General features: G+C 60.1%; 17 protein-coding genes, 1 tRNA gene and 2 pseudogenes. 9 read left to right on the top strand and 11 right to left on the bottom strand.

The annotated features are described in order from the left end of the window. Positions 1-78: 78 nt before the first annotated feature. The 4 genes and pseudogenes from PG896_RS08155 to PG896_RS08140 all read left to right on the top strand — a co-directional run. Positions 79-276 (top strand): annotated as a pseudogene (locus PG896_RS08155) (methyl-accepting chemotaxis protein); the annotation flags it as partial. A gap of 104 nt (positions 277-380) precedes the next feature. Next, on the top strand, positions 381-1,592 hold the full coding sequence (locus tag PG896_RS08150; RefSeq protein WP_029314606.1) for an ROK family transcriptional regulator: 1,212 nt from the start codon (positions 381-383) through the stop codon (positions 1,590-1,592). After that, on the top strand, positions 1,589-3,172 hold the full coding sequence (locus PG896_RS08145; protein ID WP_270835593.1) for an ATP-binding protein: 1,584 nt from the start codon (positions 1,589-1,591) through the stop codon (positions 3,170-3,172). The genes PG896_RS08150 and PG896_RS08145 overlap by 4 nt, the downstream gene beginning before the upstream one ends. Continuing rightward, entirely contained in the window at positions 3,173-3,838 is a 666-nt protein-coding gene (locus tag PG896_RS08140; RefSeq protein ID WP_052815430.1) for a response regulator, read from the top strand. 138 nt (positions 3,839-3,976) lie between these two features. Here PG896_RS08140 and PG896_RS08135 read toward each other — a convergent pair whose 3' ends face one another. The 4 genes from PG896_RS08135 to tnpA form a co-directional block, all read right to left on the bottom strand. Next, positions 3,977-5,506, bottom strand: a complete 1,530-nt coding sequence (locus tag PG896_RS08135) for a tripartite tricarboxylate transporter permease (protein WP_053288415.1) — start codon at positions 5,504-5,506, stop codon at positions 3,977-3,979. Between the two features lie 9 nt (positions 5,507-5,515). After that, positions 5,516-5,977: a tripartite tricarboxylate transporter TctB family protein gene (locus PG896_RS08130; protein WP_052815428.1), complete on the bottom strand. Its 462-nt coding sequence runs from the start codon at positions 5,975-5,977 to the stop codon at positions 5,516-5,518. A gap of 57 nt (positions 5,978-6,034) precedes the next feature. Then, positions 6,035-7,000 carry a tripartite tricarboxylate transporter substrate binding protein gene (locus tag PG896_RS08125; RefSeq protein ID WP_052815427.1) on the bottom strand — a complete coding sequence of 322 codons (966 nt, stop codon included), beginning with the start codon at positions 6,998-7,000 and terminating at the stop codon, positions 6,035-6,037. A gap of 328 nt (positions 7,001-7,328) precedes the next feature. After that, the gene (gene tnpA / locus PG896_RS08120) at positions 7,329-7,733 is read right to left on the bottom strand and encodes an IS200/IS605-like element ISAs26 family transposase (protein WP_021141233.1); all 405 of its coding nucleotides are present in this window, start codon (positions 7,731-7,733) and stop codon (positions 7,329-7,331) included. Positions 7,734-7,790: 57 nt separating this feature from the next. Here tnpA and PG896_RS08115 point away from each other — a divergent pair, with 57 nt between their 5' ends. After that, a complete protein-coding gene (locus PG896_RS08115) occupies positions 7,791-9,017 on the top strand; it encodes an RNA-guided endonuclease InsQ/TnpB family protein (protein ID WP_261921534.1) in 1,227 nt (408 codons plus the stop codon). Here the strand turns inward: PG896_RS08115 and PG896_RS08110 are convergent. From PG896_RS08110 to PG896_RS08100, 3 genes and pseudogenes are all read right to left on the bottom strand, one after another. Further along, positions 8,961-10,506, bottom strand: a pseudogene (locus tag PG896_RS08110) (transglycosylase SLT domain-containing protein). The gene PG896_RS08115 and the pseudogene PG896_RS08110 sit on opposite strands and share 57 nt — an antisense overlap. 177 nt (positions 10,507-10,683) lie before the next feature. After that, complete coding sequence (locus PG896_RS08105) at positions 10,684-12,369, bottom strand: aspartate:alanine antiporter (RefSeq protein ID WP_029314601.1); 1,686 nt, start codon at positions 12,367-12,369, stop codon at positions 10,684-10,686. A 772-nt stretch (positions 12,370-13,141) separates the two neighbouring features. Beyond that, positions 13,142-13,217 (bottom strand) — tRNA-Asn (locus PG896_RS08100). Between the two features lie 132 nt (positions 13,218-13,349). Here PG896_RS08100 and uvrB point away from each other — a divergent pair. From uvrB to PG896_RS08085, 3 genes are all read left to right on the top strand, one after another. Next, on the top strand, positions 13,350-15,362 hold the full coding sequence (gene uvrB, locus PG896_RS08095) for an excinuclease ABC subunit UvrB (protein WP_264787762.1): 2,013 nt from the start codon (positions 13,350-13,352) through the stop codon (positions 15,360-15,362). Continuing rightward, positions 15,359-15,616, top strand: a complete 258-nt coding sequence (locus tag PG896_RS08090) for a DUF1232 domain-containing protein (protein ID WP_041215068.1) — start codon at positions 15,359-15,361, stop codon at positions 15,614-15,616. The genes uvrB and PG896_RS08090 overlap by 4 nt, the downstream gene beginning before the upstream one ends. A 147-nt stretch (positions 15,617-15,763) precedes the next feature. Further along, positions 15,764-16,426: a DedA family protein gene (locus PG896_RS08085; RefSeq protein ID WP_010674909.1), complete on the top strand. Its 663-nt coding sequence runs from the start codon at positions 15,764-15,766 to the stop codon at positions 16,424-16,426. A 246-nt stretch (positions 16,427-16,672) separates the two neighbouring features. On the opposite strand, the gene dsbB is transcribed toward PG896_RS08085, so the two are convergent. Together dsbB and nhaB are read right to left on the bottom strand one after the other, a co-directional pair. Beyond that, the gene (gene dsbB, locus PG896_RS08080) at positions 16,673-17,194 is read right to left on the bottom strand and encodes a disulfide bond formation protein DsbB (RefSeq protein ID WP_010674908.1); all 522 of its coding nucleotides are present in this window, start codon (positions 17,192-17,194) and stop codon (positions 16,673-16,675) included. Positions 17,195-17,280: 86 nt separating this feature from the next. Further along, a complete protein-coding gene (nhaB, locus tag PG896_RS08075; RefSeq protein ID WP_052814370.1) occupies positions 17,281-18,855 on the bottom strand; it encodes a Na(+)/H(+) antiporter NhaB in 1,575 nt (524 codons plus the stop codon). A 333-nt stretch (positions 18,856-19,188) separates the two neighbouring features. Between nhaB and fadR the strand changes: the two genes are divergently transcribed. Then, a complete protein-coding gene (gene fadR / locus PG896_RS08070; protein WP_010674906.1) occupies positions 19,189-19,902 on the top strand; it encodes a fatty acid metabolism transcriptional regulator FadR in 714 nt (237 codons plus the stop codon). Between the two features lie 59 nt (positions 19,903-19,961). Here fadR and PG896_RS08065 read toward each other — a convergent pair whose 3' ends face one another. Together PG896_RS08065 and PG896_RS08060 are read right to left on the bottom strand one after the other, a co-directional pair. After that, positions 19,962-21,482, bottom strand: a complete 1,521-nt coding sequence (locus tag PG896_RS08065; protein ID WP_039040868.1) for a SpoVR family protein — start codon at positions 21,480-21,482, stop codon at positions 19,962-19,964. 10 nt (positions 21,483-21,492) lie between these two features. Continuing rightward, positions 21,493-22,764 carry a YeaH/YhbH family protein gene (locus PG896_RS08060; protein ID WP_052815757.1) on the bottom strand — a complete coding sequence of 424 codons (1,272 nt, stop codon included), beginning with the start codon at positions 22,762-22,764 and terminating at the stop codon, positions 21,493-21,495. Positions 22,765-22,783 lie beyond the last annotated feature (19 nt).

Below are 22,783 nucleotides of genomic sequence, written 5' to 3'. Positions count from 1 at the left end.
CTGCGCGAGCAGCTATCACCCAGTAATGGGAATCCCCCTCCTGTGACGCGAAGCGCTAAGGTGGGGGAGGATGTCAACAACGACATGAACATCCAGATCGCCACGGCCGCCGAGGAGCAGCACGCGGTCTCCGAGGAGATCAACAAGAACCTGGTGGCCATCCAGCAGATCGTCAGCGAGCTGACCGAGGCGTCCGGGGAGTCCAGCACCACCACCCGCGCCCTGGCAGGCACGGGTGACAAATTGCGCCAACTCGTCTCCCGCTTCCGTTACTAATCACATTTTTGCCGTCTGGACAGGATTTCCAGACGGCAAATTTGGGGATCGGCGCAGAATGTGTGAAAATCGCGCCATTCGTTCCTTTCGTTAGCCCCAACCCTATGAATGAGATCGTGAAAGGCAGTATCGATTTGATCCGTCAGCTCAACTACGGCCTGGTCTATGCCAGCCTGGAGGAGCACAAGGAGCTGTCCCGTACCGATCTGTCCCGTCTGACCGGCCTGTCGCCGGCCAGCATCACCAAGATCACCCGCGAGCTGCTGGACGGCGGCCTGGTGGTCACCTGCGGCGAGAGCTCGGTGGGGCGTGGCCGTCGCCAGACCCTGCTGCGCATCAACGAGCGCCGCTTCCAGTTTCTCTCCATGCGCCTGGGGCGCGGCTATGTGGACATGGCCCTGTTCGATCTCGCGGGTCACTCCCTGGCACGCCATCGCCATGTCTTCAACGAGGCGGAGCGTGCCGAGCTGCTGGCCAGCCTGGTGCGGGCCATCGAGGGCTTTTTGCCCAAGAAGGCGCTGCGTCTGGCCTGCATCGCCCTCTGCCTGCCTGGCCAGGTGGAGCGCCACTCCGGCATGGTCAAGCATTTTCCCTATTACGATCTGCGCAACTGGCCCCTCGGTCCCACCCTGCAGGAAGCCTTCTCGGTACCCGTGCTGGTGAGCGGCGACGTGCGCACCTGGATCCAGGCCGAGCGGGAGTGGGGCGCCGCCAGGAACTGCTCGGATGCGGTGCTGGTGTTCGTGCACAACGACATCGGGGTCGGCATGGTGGTCAATGGCCAGCTCATCGAGAGCGAGTCGGCTCTGCTCGGGGATCTCAGCCACCTGCAGCTCGAACCCTATGGCCAGCGCTGCTACTGCGGTGGCTTCGGCTGCGCCTGCACCCTCGTGACCAATCAGGCGCTGGAGGCGCAATATCGGGAGCTGCGCGAACGGATGCAGGAGTTCGATCTGCCCGAAAGCGTCACCATACGCGAGCTGTGCGAGCTGGCGCTGGCCGGCAACAGCCTGTGTCAGGACATCCTGCACCAGGCAGCAGGCCGCCTCTCCCGGGTGCTGGCGAACCTCATCTGCCTGCTCAATCCGGGCAAGCTGCTGCTCGGGGGGGAGATCACCCGGGCCGATCGACTGCTCTTCCCCATGTTGCACCAGTCCCTGGCAAGCCAGTTGCCCGCCGAGTACCTGGTGCGCCTGCAGATTGAATCCACCCACTTCTACGAAGATCCCACCAAACCCACCTCGGTGCAGGTGCACAAGGCCCTGCGCGATGGCAGTCTGCTGCTCGACTTGTTGCGAGGCGACAAGGAGGCATGAGGCTCGGGTTGCAAGGACGCTTCCTGCTCATTCTCTGTCTGGTCAGTCTGCTGCAACTGGTGTTGCTGAGCGGGGCCAGCTACTACTATGTCGCCGAGCAGCGCTACCGTGAGGTGGGGGATCAGGCCCTGGATGTGGCACGGCTGGTGGCGCGGGAGTCCGGCGTCATCGCCGGGGTGAAGCGGGCGGATACGGTCCGCCTCAATGCCCTGGTGGAGCGGATCCGCGCCGAGGTCGGGGCCAGCTACATCGTCATCGGGGACAGGCAGGCACGCCGCCTGGCGCACCCCAATGCGGACCGGATTGGCAAACCCATGGTGGGTGATGATCCCGAGCGTGCCCTGCAGGGGGAGGCCTATATCTCCAGGGCCCAGGGGTCCCTCGGGGTCTCGGTGCGCGGCAAGGGGCCCATCCGTGACGAGATGAGCAAGATCATCGGGGTGGTGTCGGTCGGCTATCTGGTGCGGGACATCGATGCGGATCTGCAGGACTATTTGCGCTTCGGCCTGGCCATGACCTTGCTCATCGTGCTGCTCAACAGTGTCGCCGCCGCCTGGCTGGCCCGGCGCTACAAGAAGGCGATTTTCGGCTTTGAACCCGAGCAGATGGGGCGTCTCTATGCGGAGCTAGACTGTACCCTGCGCACGGTGCGCGAGGGGATCCTCACCATCGACGAGCAAGGGCGCCTCACCTCTCTGAACCCCAACGGCATCAAGCTGCTGCGCCTGGACGACACCACTGCCCGGGCCGCTATTGGACAGCCCATCGGTCACCTGCTGCCGGGCAGTCGCATGCTCTCCATCCTGCAAGAGCAGACCCCCCAGTTTGACGAGGAGATCGTGCTCAACGGCCAGTCCCTCATCGTCAACCGGTTGCCGCTGGTGCGCGAGGGCAAGCTGATCGGCGCCGTGTCGAGCTTTCGGCGCAAGGACGAGCTGGCGGAACTCAGTGCCCAGCTCTCCCAGGTGCAGGCCTACAGCGATCTGCTGCGGGTGCAGACCCACGAGCACAACAACCAGCTTGGGACCATCGCTGGCCTCATTGAGCTCGGGGCCACCCGGGAGGCGCTCGCCTTCATCGGGCGGGAGGCGGCCACCGAGCAGACCCTGCTCGGCTTCCTGATGGGGGCCATCGCCAAACCCAAGGTGGCGGGGCTGCTGCTCGGCAAATACCACAGGGCCCACGAACTCGGTCTTGAGCTCGTGATCGATCCCGATGCCCGTCTGCACGACATTCCTGCCCGTGTCAGCGGTTCCCAGCTGGTAACGGTGCTGGGCAACCTCATCGACAACGCCTTCGAGGCGACCCGCCGCCACGGTGCGCCCTATCAGCCCATCCGGGTTTCCCTGAGCGATCTGGGGCAGGATCTGGTGCTGGAGGTGGAAGACGGGGCTGGCGGCATCGACCCGCAGTTGGCGGACAGGTTGTTCGAACAGGGGGTCAGTAGCAAGCCCGAGCCAGGACACGGTATCGGGCTCTCCCTGGTGCGCAAGACCCTGGATGCCCTGCAGGGGGAGATCACCATCGAAGCCACGACGCAGGGAAGTTGCGTCGTCTGTTACATTCCCAAGGAGGTGTAAGTGATCAAGATCCTGATCGTCGAGGATGATCCCGCCATTGCCGAGATCCACCGCCGCTTCGTGCAGCGCCTCGCCGGTTTCGAGGTGCTGGGGGTGGCGCTCACCCTGTTCGATGCCAGGGAGCAGATAGGGATCCTCAAACCCGATCTGGTGCTGCTGGATGTCTGGTTGCCCGATGGAGAGGGGTTCTCGCTATTGAGAGAGCTGCGCCAGGCGGGGGCGAGTCTGGATGTGATCCTGCTCACCGCGGCGCGGGAAGCCGCTGCCCTGCAGGAGGCGATGCGCCTCGGGGTGGTGGATTTCATTTTGAAGCCCGTGGTGTTCGAGCGGCTGCGCGACACCCTGGAGAAGTACCGTCAGAGCATCGCCGCCCTGGCGGCGTTGGCCGACATCGACCAGCAGGCGGTGGACACCCTGTTCGGTACGCCGTTGCAGCAGGTGGCGGCAGAGGGACTGCCCAAGGGCATCGATGCTCTCACCCTGCAGCGGGTGCTGACGGCCCTGACTCCGGAGGCCGCCAGTGCCGAGGAGATAGGCTGCCGGATAGGGGTGAGCCGGACCACGGCGCGCCGCTATCTGGAATTTCTGGTGGGGCAGCAACTGGCGAGCCCCGAGCTCGAATATGGCACCGTCGGGCGGCCGGAGCGGCGTTACCGCAAGCCGTGATCCGGTCGTCCGGAACCTGTCGTCCAGACAAGAAAAGAGCGCCTTTCGGCGCTCTTTTTGTCAGGATTTGCTTCCCGTGGGCATCAAGGTCTCTACGCGTGATGGGGCAGGGTTCAGAGGTGGCAGAGGCTCATCGATTCAGTGGCTGGTGGCAAGCTCCCCCTTGGGGGCCCGGCGAGCCTGCCACCACTGCCAGACGGGCAGCAGCAACATGGTCAGGGTGATCACCGTGAAGGCGAGGGTGATGGGGCGCTCCCACAGGAAGCTCAGGCTGCCGTCGTTGATCACCAGGGCCCGGCGCAGGTTGTCCTCCAGCATACCCCCCAGGATGAAACCGAGCAGCATGGGGGCCATGGGGAAGGTGAGCAGGCGCAGGCCGATGGCGATCAGTGCAACGATGGCCATCACATGGATGTCCATGGTGTTGAAGGAGACCAGATAGACCCCGGTCAGGGAGAACAGCAGCACCATGGGGATGAGCACGGGGCGCGGCACCGCCAGTACCCGGGCCAGGTAGGGGATGAGGGGGAGGTTCAGGATCAACAGCACCACGTTGCCCAGATACATGGAGATGATCACCGACCAGAAGACGTCCGGATGCTCCATGAACAGACGCGGGCCCGGCTGGATGCCGTAGGCCACCAGGGCGCCCAGGATGAGGGCCGTGGTGCCGGAGCCCGGGATCCCCAGGGTCAGCAGGGGCACGAAGGAGCCGGTGGAGGCGGCGTTGTTGGCCGCTTCCGGGGCGGCCAGACCGCGCAGGCTGCCCTTGCCGAACTGCTCCTGGCGCTGTTTGCCGGCGATGTTGCGCTCGGTGCCATAGGCCATGAAGGCGGCGATGGTGGCGCCGGCTCCCGGCAGCACGCCGATGAGAAAGCCCAGCACCGAGGAGCGGGCGATGGGGGGCGCTATCTCTCTGACCTCTTCCTTGCTGAGCTTGAGGCTGCCGAGCTGCTGCATCTGCCTGGCCTCTTCCTCGCTGTTGTCCTTGCCGGGGCGCAGCACCGCCATCAGGATCTCCGCGAGGGCAAAGGTGGCCATGGCCAGCAGCAGGAAGGAGAAGCCGTCACGCAGATCCGGCAACCCGAAGGTGAACCTGTCTACCCCGACGCTGCGGTCGATGCCGATGGTGGAGATCATGATGCCGAACAGCGCCATGATCAGCGCTTTGAGCACCTGCCCCTTGCCGGCAAAGGCTGCCACGGCGGAGAGGCCCAGCACCATGAGGGCGAAGTAGTCCGCCGACTGGAAGGAGAGGGAGACCTTGGCCAGCAGGGGCGCCGCCACCATCAGCATGATGGCGGAGAGGGTGCCGCCGGTGAAGGAGGCGTAGGCGGCGATGGCCAGCGCCTTGCCCGCCTGTCCCTTGCAGGCCAGGGGATAGCCGTCGAAGGCGGTGACCACGGTGGCGGAGCAGCCGGGGGCGTTGATCAGGATGGAGGAGGTGGAGCCCCCGAAGATGGCGCCGTAATAGACCCCCGCCATCAAGATGATGCCGGAGGAGGGATCCAGGCCATAGGTGATGGGGATCATCAGGGCGATGGCGGTGACCGGGCCAAGGCCCGGCAACATGCCGATAAAGGTGCCGATGAAGCAGCCAAGCACCACCATCATCAGGTTGACCGGCAGCAGTGCAGTGCCGAGTCCTTGCAAGATTCCGTCTAACATGGTGACTCCTTAGAAACCGAGCAGGGTGAACAGGCGACCCGGCTCCAGATAGACGTTGAGCCCCTTGGTGAGCAGGGCCCAGAAACCGATGGAGAAGGGGACGCTGATCATCAGGCCGTAGCGCAGACTGGGCTCACCGAGCACCCGGATGCCCACACTCAGGAAGGCGATGGTCGAGAGCACGAAGCCAAACCAGGTGAGCCCCAATCCGTAAATGACCATGAGCCCGAGCAGGATGAAGACCCGGCGCCAGTCTCCCTCTTCCCGGCGCAGGGGCTCGCCCCCGGGGAAGAGCACCAGCAGCAGGGAGAGCAGCGTCCCGATCCCTGCCAGGGCATAGGGCAGGGTACTGGCGGTGAAGGGTTCGTATTCGTCGCCGGGGTAGCCCGGTATCTCGGTGGCGTAGTAGCCATAGGTGAGGGAGAGCAGCAGAAACAGCAGGCCCCCCAGTCGCTCCTTGGTGATGTTCATCTCTTGACTCCAACATGGGCGGCGGGCCTGCGCCCGCCTGCGATGTGACAACGAGGGTTACTTGATGAAGCCGAGCTCGCGCATCAGGCCGCCGATCTGCTGCTCCTGGCCGTCGAGGAAGGCGGTGAACTCGGGACCCGACTTGTAGAGGTTGGTCCAGCTGTTGCGGGTGCGGACCACTTCCCACTCCGGCTTGTCGTACATCTGCTTGAGCAGGGCGGCAAACTCGGCGGATTTCTCCGGGCTGATGGTGGGGGAGGCGAAGTAACCGCGCCAGTTGGCGAAGACGGTGGGGTTGTTCTGCTCGCTGAAGGTGGGGATCTGCTCCGCCCCCGGCAGGCGTTTGTCGGAAGTGACCCCGAGGATCCGCATCTGGCCTGACTTGACCGCTTCCATCGCCTCGCCAAAGCCGGTGGAGATGGCCTGGGTCTCTCCGGCCAGCACGGCGGCCATGGCGCTGCCGCCGGCATCGTAGGCGACGTAGCGCAGTTTGCTGGCGTCGGCGCCGGCATTCTTGAAGGTCAGGGCGGCGACCAGGTGATCCAGGCTGCCACGGGCGGAACCCCCGGCAATCTTCACCTTGGCCGGGTTCTCCTCGTAGGCGGCCAGCAGCTGGGCCCAGTTCTGATAGGGGGAGTCCGCCTTCACCGCCAGCGCCTGGTAGTCGGCGATGATGGCGGCCACCGGCGTCAGATCACGGAAGGACTGGGGCAGCTCCTTGGAGAGGGATTTGACGATGATGGGGGTGGAGTTGACCATCAGAGTCTTGTCGGACTGGGCCGAGGTCTCGATGAGGTGGGCGATGGCCTTGGCGCCGCCACCGGCGGACATGTTCTGGTAGGAGACGGTCTTGACCAGACCGGACTTGGCCAGCACTTCACCGGTGCCGCGGGCCGTGGTATCCCAGCCGCCGCCAGCGCCGCCCGGGATCAGGAAGTGGACTTCGTTGATCTGGGCGTGGGCGCCGACGCTCAGTGCGAGCAGACTACCGATCAGGGTACGCTTGAAGGTTCCTTGCAACATGGTGCTCTCCTTGTGATTGTTGCAAGAAGGTTAATTAATCATGTCTGACTGGAAAACAATCTGACCGTAATGGCTATTAAGGCTGTTGTGGCCATTGTGTTCATTCTGGTCATGGGCCGAAGAGGGGGGCGCGTATAGAAACGAGGCGCCCGTGAGCGCCTCGTCCGGCAAGGATCACTGGGTCGGTTTCGCCGCCGATGTGCTGATGTCCTCCTTCGCCTCCTGTTTCAGGGCATCGCTCGCCTGCTGGCGCAGAGCCACCTGCTCCATCTTAAATGCGAAAGGGGACTCCCTCCGACGTAGGTGGGAGGGGAATTTCGCCGGGGCGTCAGCCCCGCTGGTTTTGAATGTATTGCTTGATCACCTCCAACGGTGCTCCGCCGCAAGAGCCCGCAAAGTAAGAGCGTGACCAGAGTACGGGTTTGCTGTAAGCACCTCTCAAGTCCAGAAATTCATTACGCAGTCGCCTTGATGTGACCGCCTTTAACGAGTTCACCAGTACCGATAGCTGCACCGTTGGCGCGTACTCTATCAGCATGTGAACATGATCAGCCTCTCCGTCACACTCTTTCAGTTCCGCACCAAAATCTCTGCAAACCTCTGCCGCACACTGACCGAAGGAAGCGTGATGCAGATCCCCCAATATCGGCTTTCGATACTTGGTGATAAACACCAAATGTACGTGCAAAGCGTAGGCCGCATGGCGTGATTTATTAATTTTAGTGAATTGCATTCTGTCACTCAATCGGGCTTAATAGATATGGCAATAATGCTACACACTGAGCGCTAAATGCAAATTCTGAAAGCCTACAAATTCCGACTCGAACCGACCGAACAACAAGCGCAACGCCTGCGCCAGTTGGGCGGTTGTGCTCGTTATGTCTGGAATCACGGGCTGGCAGAAACCAAACGCATTCTGGATGCTGGCGAAAAACTGCCTTCTGCCTTTGAGCTGAACAGGATGCTCACCAGTTGGAAGAAAGACCCAGAAATGGCCTTTCTGGCCGAGGCATATACCGACAACCTCCAGCAGAAGCTCAAGGATTTGCATGGCGCGTGGATGCGCTGCTTTGATAAGAAACTCGCCGCCAAGGCACCCGTATTCAAGAAAAAAAGCGACAACCGCGACTCAATCCGCTTCGTCAACTTCGACAAGTATTGCCGCCTTGAAAAGGGTCGCGTGAAGCTGCCTGCCGGGCTGGCGTGGGTCAAGTTCCGTCAGTCCCAGCCAGTTGAAGGGAAAATTAAAAACGCGACCGTCAGCCAAGCAGCCGGGCACTGGTATATCTCCTTTCAGGTCGAGCAGGAGACGCTTGAGCCAATTCACCCCTCCGGCTCAATGGTCGGGCTAGATGCGGGGATCGCCAAGCTCGCAACCCTGTCAGACGGCACGGTGTTTGAGCCCGTCAACAGCTTCAAAACCAATCAGACCAAGCTGGCAAGGCTCCAACGCCAGTTGAGCAAAAAGGTAAAGTTCAGCAGCAACTGGAAGAAACAAAAAGCCAAGATCCAGCGGCTGCACTCACATATCGCCAATACCCGCCGCGATTACCTTCACAAGGTCACAACGACTATCAGCAAAAACCACGCGATGATCGTCATTGAGGATTTGAAGGTTGCCAGCATGTCAAAATCAGCAGCGGGCACGACCAGCCAGCCGGGGCGCAACGTCCGGGCAAAATCAGGGCTGAATCGTTCGATATTAGATCAGGGCTGGTTTGAGCTGCGCCGCCAGCTCGAATATAAGCAGGCATGGCGAGGCGGTCAGGTGTTGGCGATAAACCCGGCCTACACGAGCCAGCAGTGCGCCTGTTGTGGGCATACTGCGAAGGATAACCGCCAGACGCAAAGCCAGTTTAAATGCGCTGCGTGTGGTTATGAGGCGAACGCCGATGTGAACGGCGCTCGCAATATTTTAGCGGCGGGACACGCCGTTTTAGCCTGTGGAGGCGTGGTGCAATCAGGCCGCCCGATGAAGCAGGAACCCGGTACTGCGCGAGCAGCTATCACCCAGTAATGGGAATCCCCCTCCTGTGACGCGAAGCGCTAAGGTGGGGGAGGATGTCAACACCAGCTTGTAGGCGATGTAGTACTTGTAGATGTTGCCCACATAGGTGACCGTCTCGGGGCCGATTTTCTCTGCCGCCACGTACTCGACATTGTGGAACCAGACGTTGGGATCCAGCCCCCGTTTCCTGGCCTCGGCACGGAGCCTGGCTACCCGGGCGGGGCCGGCATTGTAGGAGGCGAACGAGAAGAGGGCCTTGTCGAGGGCGGTCATGGGCTCGTCCGCATAGTAGTGATCGATCATCCAGCGCATGTATTTGACGCCCCTGTGAATATTGGGCTCGAGCTGGCGGATGTCGCCGACCTTCAGCCCCTTGCCGGTGGCGGGCATGATCTGCATGATGCCGATGGCGCCCACATGGCTACGGGCATGATGGTTGAGGGCGGACTCCTGGTAGCCCTGGGCCGCCATCAGCAGCCAGTCCATGTCATAGCGTTCGCCATATTCACGGAACAGCTCGACCACCTGCAGGAATTTCTTGCGCTCCGCCTCGGCGGCGGCGCTTTTGACGAACTTGTTCTGCTTGAGATAACGGGCCAGGATCTCATCCCCCGTCGCCTTGCCGCGCAGCGCCTTGATCTGCTCGTTGAGCATGGCGAGCAACTGGGGGCTCTCCTTGCGCACCGCCCAGGCGATGACGCCCCCTTCCCGGAACACGGGGGCGTCGTGAATGGTGATTCCGGGGAAAATCTTTTGCCAGAAGCGGGCCTTGTGCTCGTCCATGACGATGAAGGGGAGCAGGCCTGCGTTCACCATCTCCACCAGATCTTCATCTTCGAGTACCTCCGAGGCGGGTTGGAGGTCGATGAGGGGCTCTCCCGCCGACTTGCGGGCCTGGTTGTAGGCCATGAGGCTACTCGTAGTAGCTGGAGGAGGGGCGCACGAAGACGCGCTGGCCCCCGAGATCGGCGGCGCTTTCCACCTTGGGGGAGAGGGGGCCGGAGACGAGCAGCTCCCGCACGTTTTCAAGCAGGGGATCGGTGAAGGCGATACCCTGCTTCTTGCGCTTGTCCGTGATGGTGAGATTGGCGGCGGCGATGTCGCCTTTGCCCTCGATGAGGGAGCTCAGCAGCGCTTCCCGGGCCACGGGAATGAAGACGAAGTGCACCTTGAGGTGGCGCTTGATCGCCTTTTGCTTGCGCAACTGTTCGTTGAGACGCTTTTCCACCTACATGAAGGCATCGTAGGTGACGCCCCGCTGCACGCCCTTGGTGATGAAGAACCCCGTCTTGTTGTAGGTGGTGAGCACTCGGATGGTGCGCTGCTCCAGCATGACGTCGAGATCTCCCAGCCTGGGTCTGGCAAGCTCGTCCCCCTCAAAGCTCAGGGCGCTTTTCTCCGTCTCTGCCTCGGGGGCCACCTGCTTGCCGGATTCGGCCCCCCAGGCTGGCGTCAGGGAGCAGAACCACCAGATCACGACCATCCATGCGCGTTTCATCACTTACACCTCGCTCGTTTTATTGAGTGTAAGTGGCGCCTTGTGGGTGATTTAGCTTATTGGGTTTGATAGAGATGGCCCCATAGCACGATTTCCACTATTCCATCCAGGAGTGCCCGCCCATGAAAAAAGGAGCCCCGAGGCTCCTCTTTTTCTGCGTGTTGCGGGCCCGTTTGGCTAGAACCAGAAGCCGATGATGAAGGAGCCCGCCAGGGTCAGCATGACGTTGGCCACCGCATAGGTGCCGGCATAGCCGAGCGCCGGGATGGAGCTGTTGGCCGCTTCGTTCACCACGTCCATGGCCGGGGCGCAGGTACGTGCGCCCGTGATGGCGCCGAGCAGCAGGGCTGGGTTCATTTTGAGCACCCAGACACCGAACAGGTAGCCTACCAGCACCGGCAAGGTGGTCACCAGCATGCCGGAGAAGAGCACCACCATCCCCACTTCGCTCAGGTGATCAAGGATGCCGCCCCCCGCCTTGAGGCCGGTACTCACCATGAAGACAGCGAGCCCGAGATCCTTGGCAAGGCGCAGGGCCCCCGGCGGCACATAGCCCACCGTGGGGTGGTTGGCCCGCAGGTAGCCCATCAGGATCCCCGCCAGCAGCAGGCCGACGGCATTGCCGAGGCCGAACTCTATCTGGCCGAACACCAGGGAGACGGAGCCGATGAGCAGCCCCAGCACGAAGAAGGTGGCAAAGGCCACCAGATCCGTGGTCTGGCTGTGGATGCTGATGAAGCCGATCTTGTTGGCCAGCAGCTTGACCCGCTGCTTCTCGCCGCTGATCTGCAGCACGTCACCCTTTTGCAGCATGATATTGCGATCGAACGGCATCTCGATCTGGGAGCGCACCACCCGGTTCAGGAAGCACCCCTTCTCGGTGAGGTTGAGCTCCACCAGGTGGCGACCCACCACGGCATCGTTCTTCACCACGATCTCTTCGGTGACGATCTGGAGGTCAAGCAGGTTGCGATCGAACACCTCTTTGCCGTTGCGGTAGTTGACGTCGAGCTTCTCGTGGCTCTCGGGGTAGCCCACCAGAGCTATCTCGTCCCCTTCCTGAATGACGGCATCACCGTCGGGGCTCGCCAGGATGCCGTTGCGGCGAATGCGCTCCACATAGCAGCCGGTGTGGGGATAGATGCCGGTCTCCCGCAGGGTACGCCCCCCGATCCAGGCGGCGAGCTCTGGGCCGACCCGATAGGCGCGGATGATGGGCAGATAGGTCTTGCGGCTCTCGCTGTCGGACAGCCCCCGCTCGCGCGCAATCTTCTGCGCTTCGGTATTGAGATCCAGCCTGGCCAGGGAGGGGAGGTAGCGCACCACCAGCATCAGCCCCACCAGCCCCACCAGGTAGGTCAGGGCGTAGCCGATGCCCATGTTGTCCAGCACCGACTGCATGTCGGTCTGGTGGGGCAGGTTGAGCAATCCGCTTCGCAGGGCGTCCTGCGCCCCCACCAGGGCCGGCGTGGAGGTGAGGGAACCTGCCAGAATGCCGGCGGCCATGCCGGGCCCCAGATTAAAGAACTTGGCGAGCCCCACGGTCAGCAGCAGGGCCGACAGCAGGATCACCAGGGTCAGGGTGATGTAGTGGATGCCGTCGCGAAGGAAGACGCTGAAAAAGTGCGGCCCCGCTTCAATTCCCACACAGAAGATGAACAGCATGAAGCCGACGTTTTCAGTGGAGGTGGAAAACTGGAATCCCATCTGGCCAAACAGCAGGGCGGTGAAGAGCACGCCTATGGTGTTGCCTATCTGGAAGTTGCCGATGCGTACCTTGCCCAGCAGCAGCCCGAAGGCTAGTACCACGAACAGCAGCAGGGAGTCGCTTTGATGTAGCAGTGTCACGAAATCTATGGTCATGCCCGGAAAAACCGAGGATAAAAGTGAGGCCGATATTGTGCCGGATCCTGTATCAAGAAAGAAGCGCCAAAGCGGATTAACAGCCAGTTAAGTGCTGGTCTCTTCGATGAAGATAGGGATGCGAGGGGGGGGCTGGGGAAAACACCTCTATTTTACGCTGCAAGGCCCGCTGTCAATGAGTGAAATATGCTGTTGAGCAGAGAGGGGATGACGCTCCTGTGGACAATTTATTACCTGCTGCATGGGGAGCAAACGGGCATGTTTTTCAGCATTTTCCACTGAGGAAATTGAAGGGTAACAAAAGAGACTCATGACTCATCCGGCGAGGGCTGACCCGCAGGACGCGGCATAGCGAAAAAAAATCCCCCACAGGCAGCACCGCGAGTCGATTCATCCCATTTAGGGGGGAAGGGAAAAACAGCAGAAAATGGGGAAGAGCGGGGGCAGCCATCGCAAACCGGGGACAATGGCTGCCAGCCCAGATGAACCGTGGCTTTGGTCAAGTTACCCACAGAAACTGTGGATAACCCTGTTTATGAAACTTGGCGATCAGGCTGAAAGCCGCGCCAATACTGGGCTGCAAGGACTGTTCAAAAAATACCTGCAATAAATTGTTTCTATAAAAATCAAATAGTTATACGCAGCAGAACAAAACGCTGCTGGTCAGTAACGGGAGATCAAAAGGGAGTCAGGCCGCAGGGGAGGGCTTGTGCATTAAAATTGGAAGAGGAAAGCACTAAAGTGGATAACTTGCACCGAGATGGTGAGGAATTGGCTCCCCCGACTGGACTTGAACCAGTGACATACGGATTAACAGTCCGCCGTTCTACCGACTGAACTACGGGGGAACATCAGGCAAGGAGGTGCATCATACAGAGGTCGTATTTCAGGGTCAATAGCCATCAGGGAGGGTGAGCGGATACCCAGCTCCTTCAACTCGGGGTACACTGCTCCCTTGCCGTTTTTTGCCGGGAGTCGTCATGAGCAAGTTATTCCAGTTGGCCAGCCAGTTTCAACCCGCCGGGGATCAGCCGAGGGCCATCGCCCAGCTGCTCGATGGCATCGAGTCGGGACTGGCCCACCAGACCCTGCTCGGGGTGACCGGTTCGGGCAAGACCTTTACCATGGCCAACGTCATCGCGACTCTTAATCGTCCCACCATGATCCTGGCCCCCAACAAGACCCTGGCGGCCCAGCTCTATGGGGAGATGAAGGAGTTCTTCCCCGACAACGCGGTGGAGTATTTCGTCTCTTATTACGATTACTACCAGCCCGAAGCCTATGTGCCGACCACGGACACCTTCATCGAGAAGGATGCCTCCATCAACGATCACATCGAGCAGATGCGGCTGTCAGCCACCAAGGCGCTGCTGGAGCGGCGCGACGTGGTGATCGTCGCCTCGGTATCGGCCATCTATGGTCTGGGGGATCCCCAGGCCTACCTCAGCATGATGCTGCACCTCAAAGTGGGGGACGTGATCAATCAGCGGGATATCCTGCGCCGCCTCGCCGAACTGCAGTACACCCGCAACGACATGGCCTTCCAGCGCGGCACCTTCCGGGTGCGGGGGGAGGTGATCGACATCTACCCCGCCGAATCGGACAAGCTGGCCCTGCGGGTGGAGCTGTTTGATGAAGAGGTAGAACGCCTCTCCCTGTTCGATCCCCTGACCGGCGCCATCGAGCAGACGGTGGTGCGTTACACCATCTACCCCAAGACCCACTACGCCACCCCCCGGGAAACCATCCTGGGGGCCATCGATCACATCAAGGAGGAGCTCAAGGGGCGGCGTGAGCAGTTGATGAGCCTCAACAAGCTGGTGGAGGAGCAGCGCATCAGCCAGCGCACCCAGTTCGACATGGAGATGATGCAGGAGCTGGGCTACTGCTCCGGTATCGAGAACTACAGCCGCTACCTCTCCGGTCGCGCGCCGGGTGAGCCGCCACCCACCCTGTTTGACTACCTGCCGGGGGACGGCCTGCTCATCATCGACGAATCCCACGTCACGGTGCCGCAGATCGGCGCCATGTTCAAAGGGGACAGATCCCGCAAGGAGACCCTGGTGGAGTACGGCTTCCGGCTTCCCTCGGCGCTGGACAACCGGCCCCTCAAGTTCGACGAGTTCGAGGCGCTGATGCCCCAGACGGTGTTCGTCTCGGCGACCCCGGGTCCCTACGAGCTGGAGAAGTCCGGCGGTGACGTGGTGCAACAGGTGGTGCGTCCCACCGGCCTGCTGGACCCCGAGATCGAGGTGCGTCCGGTCACCACCCAGGTGGACGACCTGCTCTCCGAGATCCGCAAGCGGGTCGCCGTGGAGGAGCGGGTGCTGGTCACGACACTGACCAAGCGGATGGCGGAGGACTTGACCGAATACCTGGCAGATCACGAGGTACGGGTGCGCTATCTGCACTCGGACATTGATACCGTGGAGCGGGTGGAAATCATCCGCGACCTGCGCCTTGGCAAGTTCGATGTCCTGGTGGGCATCAACCTGCTGCGCGAAGGCCTCGACATGCCGGAAGTCTCCCTGGTGGCCATTCTGGATGCGGATAAAGAGGGCTTCCTGCGCTCCACCCGCTCCCTCATTCAGACCATCGGCCGGGCGGCACGTAACCTCAACGGCAAGGTGATCCTTTACGGCGATACCATCACCAACTCCATGAAGGTGGCGATCGAAGAGACCGAGCGGCGCCGCGCCCTGCAACACGCCCACAACCTGGAACACGGCATCGTGCCGAAGGGGCTCAACAAGGCCATCGGCGATGTGATGGACATGGGGGGCAGCCGCACGGCGGGCAAGGCGGGCAAGGGGAGTCGCAAGGCTGCCGAACCGCAAGGGGAGTACCATGCCCGCTCTGCCAGCGAGATCAGCAAGGAGATCAAGCGGATGGAAGAGCAGATGTTCCAGCATGCGCGGGATCTGGAGTTCGAACAGGCGGCGGCGCTGCGGGATCAGATCCAGCGGCTGCGCGGCGAGCTGATCGAGTCATGAGCACCAGACGCTGGCTCATCTGGCGGCGTTTGCGCCGCCTCTATCAAGGCTTTCGCCACCCAGGCACGCCCTGGTGGGCGAAGGGGCTGGTGATCCTTATTCTGCTCTATGGCATCAGCCCGGTGGACGTTGTCCCCGATGTGGTGCCTCTCCTTGGCTGGCTCGACGACGCTACCTTGTTGCTGCTCCTCTTGTGGGGCTGGGAGAAATGCTTGCCCGGCGAGGTGCTGGCCGCTCTGGACAAGGCCGAGTGAGCAGAAGCCTACGTTCAGGGAGAGGGGAAAAGAAGGGGGGACTGAATGACTCCCTTCATGGGATTCGAAAAAGGGGACCATGGGGAGATTGTGAGCCAGGTCTCATTGGCGTAGACTCCACGCCGTTCACTTCATGGGTACCAAAAAATGGATCTGATCCTCTTTGCCATCGACTTTATTCTGCACGTTGACGTGCATCTGAAAGAGCTGTTCGAGAACTATGGCGTCTGGGTATACGCCATCCTGTTTCTCATCATCTTCTGTGAAACCGGGCTGGTGGTGACTCCCTTCCTGCCGGGGGACTCCCTGTTGTTTGCTGCAGGTGCCCTCACCGTGGGCAGCGTGTTGGACGTGCACACCCTAGCCGCCGTGCTGATCATCGCCGCGGTGCTCGGCAACGTGGTGAACTACACCATAGGCCACTTCTTCGGTGAGCAGCTGTTTCGCAACCCCGATTCCAAAATCTTTCGCCGGGACTATCTGGTCAAGACCCATGCCTTCTATGCCAAGCATGGCGGCAAGACCATCATCATCACCCGCTTCCTGCCCATAGTGCGCACCTTCGCCCCCTTCGTGGCGGGCATGGGGGCCATGACCTATCCCCGCTTCCTGGCGTTCAACCTGGTGGGGGGGCTCTTGTGGGTGCTCTCCTTCGTCTATGCCGGCCACTTCTTTGGCAATCTGCCGGTAGTGCGCCACAACTTTACCCTGCTCATCTTCGGCATCATCGCGGTCTCCTTGTTGCCCATGGTGATCGGCATGGTGAAGGCCAGGAGAAGTGCCAGCAAGGCTACCTCCGAAGGCGCGTGACATCGCCGTGCACGACATGAAAGAAGGGAGCCGATGGCTCCCTTCTTGTTGGTAGGCCGAGTGGCAGGTCGCTGCTGCGCCCTTTGACCCGCTTGTGGCCTGTTACGATGATGCACACCCGCAGGCAGCCACTTCATTGGCAGAACAGGGAGAAGGAGATCCGGCCCTCTGGGCATGGGGTCGTGAGGCGATAAAGAGGAAATAAAAAGGGAGCCATGGGCTCCCTTCTTAGGGTCGAGTGACGAACTAGTTGCAGCAGCGCCCTTTTATCAGGTTGCCAGCAGCCACGATGACGAACACCAGCAGATAGGCGGCAAAGATGACCACGAGCCACTGCGGCATGGAGAAACCGAGGAACTGCCAGCTGATCTCGCTGCAGTCGCCGTCCGGGTAGAACATCCAGGGAACCCACTTATCCAGTGGTGCCCAGGCAGGGAAGTCAACAAATCCCTCGCATACGTTGAAGGGGGAGGGGTTCATCTGGTAATCCACATGCTTGAGCGCCAGTTTCAGGCCCCAGAAGGCGCTGTAACCCCACAGGAGCATGGCACTCCAGCGCAGGTACCAGCGCTCTGGCGCGACCATGCCGAGGAGGCCGGCCGTGAGTACGCCGAGGAGGGCGATACGTTCATAAATGCACATCACGCAAGGGTGCAAACCCAACACGTGCTGGAAGAAGAGGGCGCAGAGTTCCAGCGCGAAAGCGGAGGCTGCCAGCAATCCCCAGGCCAGACGATGACTGGCAATGCGGCGAAGATACTCGATCATATGATTGATCTCTCAGAGAAAAATAGTGGCTGAATTAGAGCAGAGTCCCATCTGAAAAGAAAGGGGCCGAACAGCCCCTTTCATGATCAGTGTGTGGACGGGGTGGGCAGTGGCAGTGCCCCATGATCCAGCAACCACCCTGCCTGATAGAACCATTCGGTTGCAGGACCGAGGAGCAGTTCCACGGAGAAAAAGCCGACAAGCCCCAGCACCAGGGTATAGGGCAGCGCCATCCAGACCATACGGCCATAAGAGAGGCGCAGCAGGGGAGCGAGGGCCGAGGTGAGCATGAACAGGAATGCGGCCTGGCCATTGGGGGTGGCGACCGACGGCAGGTTGGTGCCCGTGTTGATGGCCACGGCCAGCAGATCAAAATGCTCCCGGTTGATGGCGCCGTTGATCAGGGCGGTCTTCACCTCGTTGATGTAGACGGTGCCGACGAAGACGTTGTCACTGACCATGGAGAGCAGACCGTTTGCTAGGTAGAAGAGGGCAAGCTGATCCTCCGGCTTGGCCGCCAGTACCCACTGGATCACCGGCTTGAACAGCTGTTGATCGATGATGACCGCCACCACGCTGAAAAAGACGGTGAGCAGGGCGGTGAATGGCAAAGCCTCCTGGAATGCCTTGCCAAGCGCGTGTTCTTCAGTCACGCCGGTGAACGCCGTCGCGAGCACGATGACCGTCAGGCCGATCAGCCCAACTGCAGCCAGATGGAGGGCAAGACCCGTGATAAGCCAGGTGGCAATCAGCGCCTGGACGATCAGCTTGGCCTTGTCCTGCGGGGTACGTTGTGCGTCTTCGTCGCGCTCGTAGGATTCCATGATGTGACGCACGGGCTCGGGCAAGCGGGCGCCATAACCGAACCAGCGGAATTTTTCGACCAGGATGCAGGTCAGCAGGCCGCAGATGAAGACCGGAATGGTGACTGGTGCCATGCGAATGGCAAATTCACCGAAGTGCCACCCGGCCTGTTCACCGATGATGAGGTTCTGGGGTTCGCCGACCAGGGTGCAGACGCCCCCCAGGGCGGTACCGATGGCGGCGTGCATCATCAGGCTGCGCAGGAAAGCACGAAACTCGTTCAGATGCTGGCGGGAGAGCTCGTCAATCTCTTCGTCATCATGATGCAGATTGCCGGACTCATCCCGGGAGGCCACCTTGTGGTAGATGGCGTAGAAGCCGGTGGCGACGCTGATGACCACGGCGATCACGGTCAGGGCATCAAGGAACGCGGAGAGGAAGGCAGACACCAGGCAGAAGGCGAGAGAAAGCAACGTTTTGGAGTGGATGCGCACCAGCATCTTGGTAAAGACGTAGAGCAGCAACTGCTTCATGAAGTAGATGCCGGCCACCATGAAGACCAGCAGCAGAAGCACTTCGATATTGGCCACCAGCTCATGCTTTATCTGGTTGGCGGAGGTCATGCCGATGAGCACGGCTTCGATGGCCAGGAGTCCGCCCGGTTGCAGCGGATAGCACTTGAGGGCCATGGCCAGGGTGAAAATGAACTCGACAACCAGCAGCCAGCCGGCCAGGAAGGGATCAACGTAGAAAATGACCGGGTTGATCAGCAGGAATAGAACGATGGCAATTTTGTACCATCGCGGAGCATTGCCCAAAAAGTTCTTTGTAAACGCGCGCCCTAGGCTGATTGGCATAATGATGGTTCTCTGTTCTGTTGTTGATATCTGCGTCTATGCAGTCGAGCCCGACCCGAGCCGAACATCCGGATATTCACCTGTATCAGATTGATTGCACATGATTTTAATCAAGGGAGCGATAACTATAAATAAGCTCGCCGAACTTGCCCAGCGAGCAAACGCTTATATCCCCATCATTTGGTGTTGGTTGACTCCCCACTTGTTGCTGTATACATATTTTTAACAAAAAGATCGGGGTAATGTGAGCAGAGGACCGACCTTCTGCTTGCCAGCATGACCGGCTTTGCTATTATTCGGGGGCCTTTTTACGCACTACAACAGAGTCATTACATGGTCATTAAAGCGCAAAGCCCTGCCGGGTTTGCCGAGGAATACATCATCGAGTCCATCTGGAACAATCGCTTTCCTCCTGGATCCATTCTGCCGGCGGAGCGCGAGCTGTCCGAATTGATCGGCGTGACTCGCACTACCTTGCGTGAAGTGTTGCAGCGCCTTGCCCGTGATGGCTGGCTCACCATCCAGCATGGCAAACCGACCAAGGTCAACAATTTCTGGGAAACCTCCGGTCTCAACATTCTGGAGACACTGGCACGTCTCGATCAGGACAAGGTGCCGGATCTGGTGGCACAGCTGCTCTCCGCCCGGACCAACATCTGCACCATCTTCATCCGTGGCGCCATTCGCAACAACCCGGAACAGGCCGCCGAGATCTTGCGGGGTGCCGATGATGTGGAGAACACGGCCGAGGCCTATGCGGACTTCGACTACCGTTTGCATCACCAGCTTTCATTTGCCTCGGGCAACCCCATCTATGCCTTGATTCTCAACGGTTTCAAGGGCTTGTACAGCCGGGTTGGCCGCTACTACTTCTCGGACAAACAGGCGCGGGAAACCGCAGATGCCTACTACAAGACGCTGCGCAAGCTGGCCGAAACCAAGGATCACGAAGCCGTGTTCATGACGGTACGCCAGTACGGCATCGAGTCTGGCAAGCTTTGGACCCGTCTGCGTCAGGACATGCCAAGCAACCTGTGTGACAACTGATTGCCCTGATCCAAGAAAAACGCGCCTGATGGCGCGTTTTTTTATGCCCGGCACTGACGTCAGGTCATGCTCTTGCGGTCCGGACAACGGCCGATGATATCTGCGGATAGCTCGCCATTGTCCTGCTCCAGCACCACATCGAAGCCCCACAGCTGATGCAGATGCTTGAGCACCTCGTGGCGTGACTCGCCAAGGGGGATGCGGTTGTGGGGAACATAGCGCAGGGTCAGGGAGCGATCGCCTTTCACTGCCACGTTGTAGACCTGAATGTTGGGCTCCAGGTTGCTCAGGTTGTATTGAGCGGACAGGGTGCTACGCACCAGTCGGTAGCCCTCTTCATTGTGAATGGCGGACACCTTGAGGTAGTTCTTCAGATCGTCGTCATCGATGGCAAAGAGCTTCATGTCGCGCATCACCTTGGGACTGAGGAACTGGCTGATGAAGCTTTCGTCCTTGAAGTTCTGCATGGCGAAATGCAATGTCTCGACCCAGTTGGTGCCAGCGTAATCGGGGAACCAGTATCTGTCCTCCTCGGTCGGGTGTTCGCAGATGCGACGCAGGTCCGTGAACATGGCAAAGCCAAGGGCGTAGGGGTTGATCCCCGAGTAATACCGGCTGTTGTAGGGGGGCTGATAGACCACGTTGGTGTGGCTGTGCAGTACCTCCAGCATGAAGCGATCGCTGATTTTTCCCTCGTCATAGAGGTGGTTGAGAATGGTGTAGTGCCAGAAGGTGGCCCAGCCCTCGTTCATCACCTGCGTCTGCTTCTGCGGGTAGAAGTACTGACTGATCTTGCGCACGATACGCACCACCTCGCGCTGCCAGGGCTCGAGCAGGGGGGCATTCTTTTCGATGAAATAGAGGATGTTCTCCTGAGGCTCGGCAGGATAGCGCCTGTCTTCCACCCCGGCAATCTTGTGCTGCTTGGGCAGGGTACGCCACAGCTCATTGACCTGGGTTTGCAGATAATCTTCCCGCGCCTTCTGGCGCCGTTTCTCCTCGGCCAGAGAAATCTTCTGGGGCCGCTTGTAACGATCCACCCCGAAGTTCATCAGGGCATGGCAGGAGTCAAGCAGTTTCTCCACCGCATCGATGCCGTGTTTTTCCTCGCACTCGGTGATGTAGTTCTTGGCAAACAACAGGTAGTCGATGATGGAGGAGGCATCGGTCCAGGCCTTGAACAGATAGTTGTTCTTGAAGAAGGAGTTGTGACCATAGCAGGCGTGGGCCATGACCAGCGCCTGCATCGGCATGGTGTTCTCTTCCATCAGATAGGCGATGCAGGGGTCCGAGTTGATGACGATCTCGTAGGCCAGTCCCATTTGGCCGCGCTTGTAGTTGCGCTCGGTGTGGATAAAGCGCTTGCCGAATGACCAGTGTTGATAACCGATGGGCATGCCGACACTGGAGTAGGCATCCATCATCTGCTCTGCAGTGATCACCTCGATCTGGTTGGGATAGGTGTCGAGCCGATAGAATTTGGCGACCCGGGCTATCTCCTGGTGATAAAGCTCCAGCAGATCGAAGTTCCAGTCAGGACCATCGTCCAGCGGCGCTATCTTTCTTGCGGTTTCTACCATATGTGATCCCTCAAGCCGCTTGCTTCTTGAACAATTCCCGGAACACCGGATAAATGTCCTCGACCTTGCGAATGTGCTCCATGGCGAAGTGGGCGTATTGCTCTGCCACCGCCTCATATTCGTGCCACAGGGTCTGGTGGGCGCGGGTAGTGATCTCGATGTAGGAGTAGTAACGCACCCGCGGCATGATGTCGCGCATCAGGATCTCCCTGCACTGGGGTGAGTCATCGGCCCAGTTGTCACCATCAGAGGCCTGCGCCGCATAGATGTTCCACTGGTTGGCGGGATAACGTTCGTTGATGATGTCGTTCATCATCTTGAGCGCACTGGAGACGATGGTGCCGCCGGTCTCCTGGGAGTAGAAGAACTCGTGCTCGTCCACCTCCTTGGCCTGGGTGTGGTGGCGGATGTAGACCACCTCGACATTCTTGTAAGTCCGGCTCAGGAATAGATAAAGCAGGATATAGAAACGCTTGGCCATCTCCTTGGTAGCCTGATCCATGGAACCGGAGACGTCCATCAGGCAGAACATCACCGCCTGGCTCGAGGGGACGGGCCGTTTGACAAAGTTGTTGAATTTGAGGTCGAAGGTGTCGATAAAGGGGACCGCATCGATGCGTCGTTTCAGCTCCCTGATCTCTTTTTCAAGTTGCGCCATTTCGGCGAAATGGTCGTTGGGCTCGCAAGCCAGCTGGGCCAGGCGCTCCTCCAGTTCACACAACTGACGTTTCTTGCCTGCCTGCAGCGCCATGCGCCGCGCCAGCGAATTTTGCAGGGAGCGCACCACGTTGATGTTGGCAGGCACCCCGTTGGAGGTGTAGCCGGCCCGATAGGTCTTCATCTCCATCAGCTGGTTGAGCTGGGTCTTTTGCAGCCGCGGCAGCTCCAGATCCTCGAACAGCAAGTCCAGGTACTCGTCCTTGGAGATCTGGAAGACGAAATCATCGACTCCCTCTCCTTGATCCGAAGCCTGGCCCTCGCCACTCCCTTGGCCGCCGCCACCCCCTTTGGGCCGGTCAATCTTGTCACCAGATACGAACTGGTCGTTGCCTGGATGCACCATCTCCCGTTTGCCGCCATGACCCTGATGAAAATGGGGTTCCCCGATGTCCTTGGTCGGGATGCTGATGCTCTCACCCTTGTCCACGTCCTGAATGCTGCGCTTGGAGACAGCATCCGAGACCGCTTGTTTTATCTGCTTCTTGTAGCGGCGGATGAAGCGCTGCCGATTGACAGCGCTTTTGTTTTTGCCGTTGAGCCTGCGGTCGATAAAATGCGCCATAACTCCCCCTTGAACACGG

This window comes from Aeromonas sp. QDB30 (assembly GCF_027707645.1).
In the GTDB taxonomy this organism is placed as follows: Bacteria; Pseudomonadota; Gammaproteobacteria; order Enterobacterales; family Aeromonadaceae; genus Aeromonas; species Aeromonas caviae.
This window is presented reverse-complemented; position numbering and strand designations above follow the sequence as displayed.

Bases quoted from the DNA above. Each gene is read 5' to 3' on its own strand.
- PG896_RS08150 (WP_029314606.1), top strand. From the start codon at position 381: ATGAATGAGATCGTGAAAGGCAGTATCGATTTGATCCGTCAGCTCAAC.
- PG896_RS08145 (WP_270835593.1), top strand. From the start codon at position 1,589: ATGAGGCTCGGGTTGCAAGGACGCTTCCTGCTCATTCTCTGTCTGGTC.
- PG896_RS08135 (WP_053288415.1), bottom strand. From the start codon at position 5,506: ATGTTAGACGGAATCTTGCAAGGACTCGGCACTGCACTGCTGCCGGTC.
- PG896_RS08130 (WP_052815428.1), bottom strand. From the start codon at position 5,977: ATGAACATCACCAAGGAGCGACTGGGGGGCCTGCTGTTTCTGCTGCTC.
- PG896_RS08125 (WP_052815427.1), bottom strand. From the start codon at position 7,000: ATGTTGCAAGGAACCTTCAAGCGTACCCTGATCGGTAGTCTGCTCGCA.
- tnpA (WP_021141233.1), bottom strand. From the start codon at position 7,733: ATGCAATTCACTAAAATTAATAAATCACGCCATGCGGCCTACGCTTTG.
- PG896_RS08115 (WP_261921534.1), top strand. From the start codon at position 7,791: ATGCAAATTCTGAAAGCCTACAAATTCCGACTCGAACCGACCGAACAA.
- PG896_RS08105 (WP_029314601.1), bottom strand. From the start codon at position 12,369: ATGACCATAGATTTCGTGACACTGCTACATCAAAGCGACTCCCTGCTG.
- uvrB (WP_264787762.1), top strand. From the start codon at position 13,350: ATGAGCAAGTTATTCCAGTTGGCCAGCCAGTTTCAACCCGCCGGGGAT.
- PG896_RS08090 (WP_041215068.1), top strand. From the start codon at position 15,359: ATGAGCACCAGACGCTGGCTCATCTGGCGGCGTTTGCGCCGCCTCTAT.
- PG896_RS08085 (WP_010674909.1), top strand. From the start codon at position 15,764: ATGGATCTGATCCTCTTTGCCATCGACTTTATTCTGCACGTTGACGTG.
- dsbB (WP_010674908.1), bottom strand. From the start codon at position 17,194: ATGATCGAGTATCTTCGCCGCATTGCCAGTCATCGTCTGGCCTGGGGA.
- nhaB (WP_052814370.1), bottom strand. From the start codon at position 18,855: ATGCCAATCAGCCTAGGGCGCGCGTTTACAAAGAACTTTTTGGGCAAT.
- fadR (WP_010674906.1), top strand. From the start codon at position 19,189: ATGGTCATTAAAGCGCAAAGCCCTGCCGGGTTTGCCGAGGAATACATC.
- PG896_RS08065 (WP_039040868.1), bottom strand. From the start codon at position 21,482: ATGGTAGAAACCGCAAGAAAGATAGCGCCGCTGGACGATGGTCCTGAC.
- PG896_RS08060 (WP_052815757.1), bottom strand. From the start codon at position 22,764: ATGGCGCATTTTATCGACCGCAGGCTCAACGGCAAAAACAAAAGCGCT.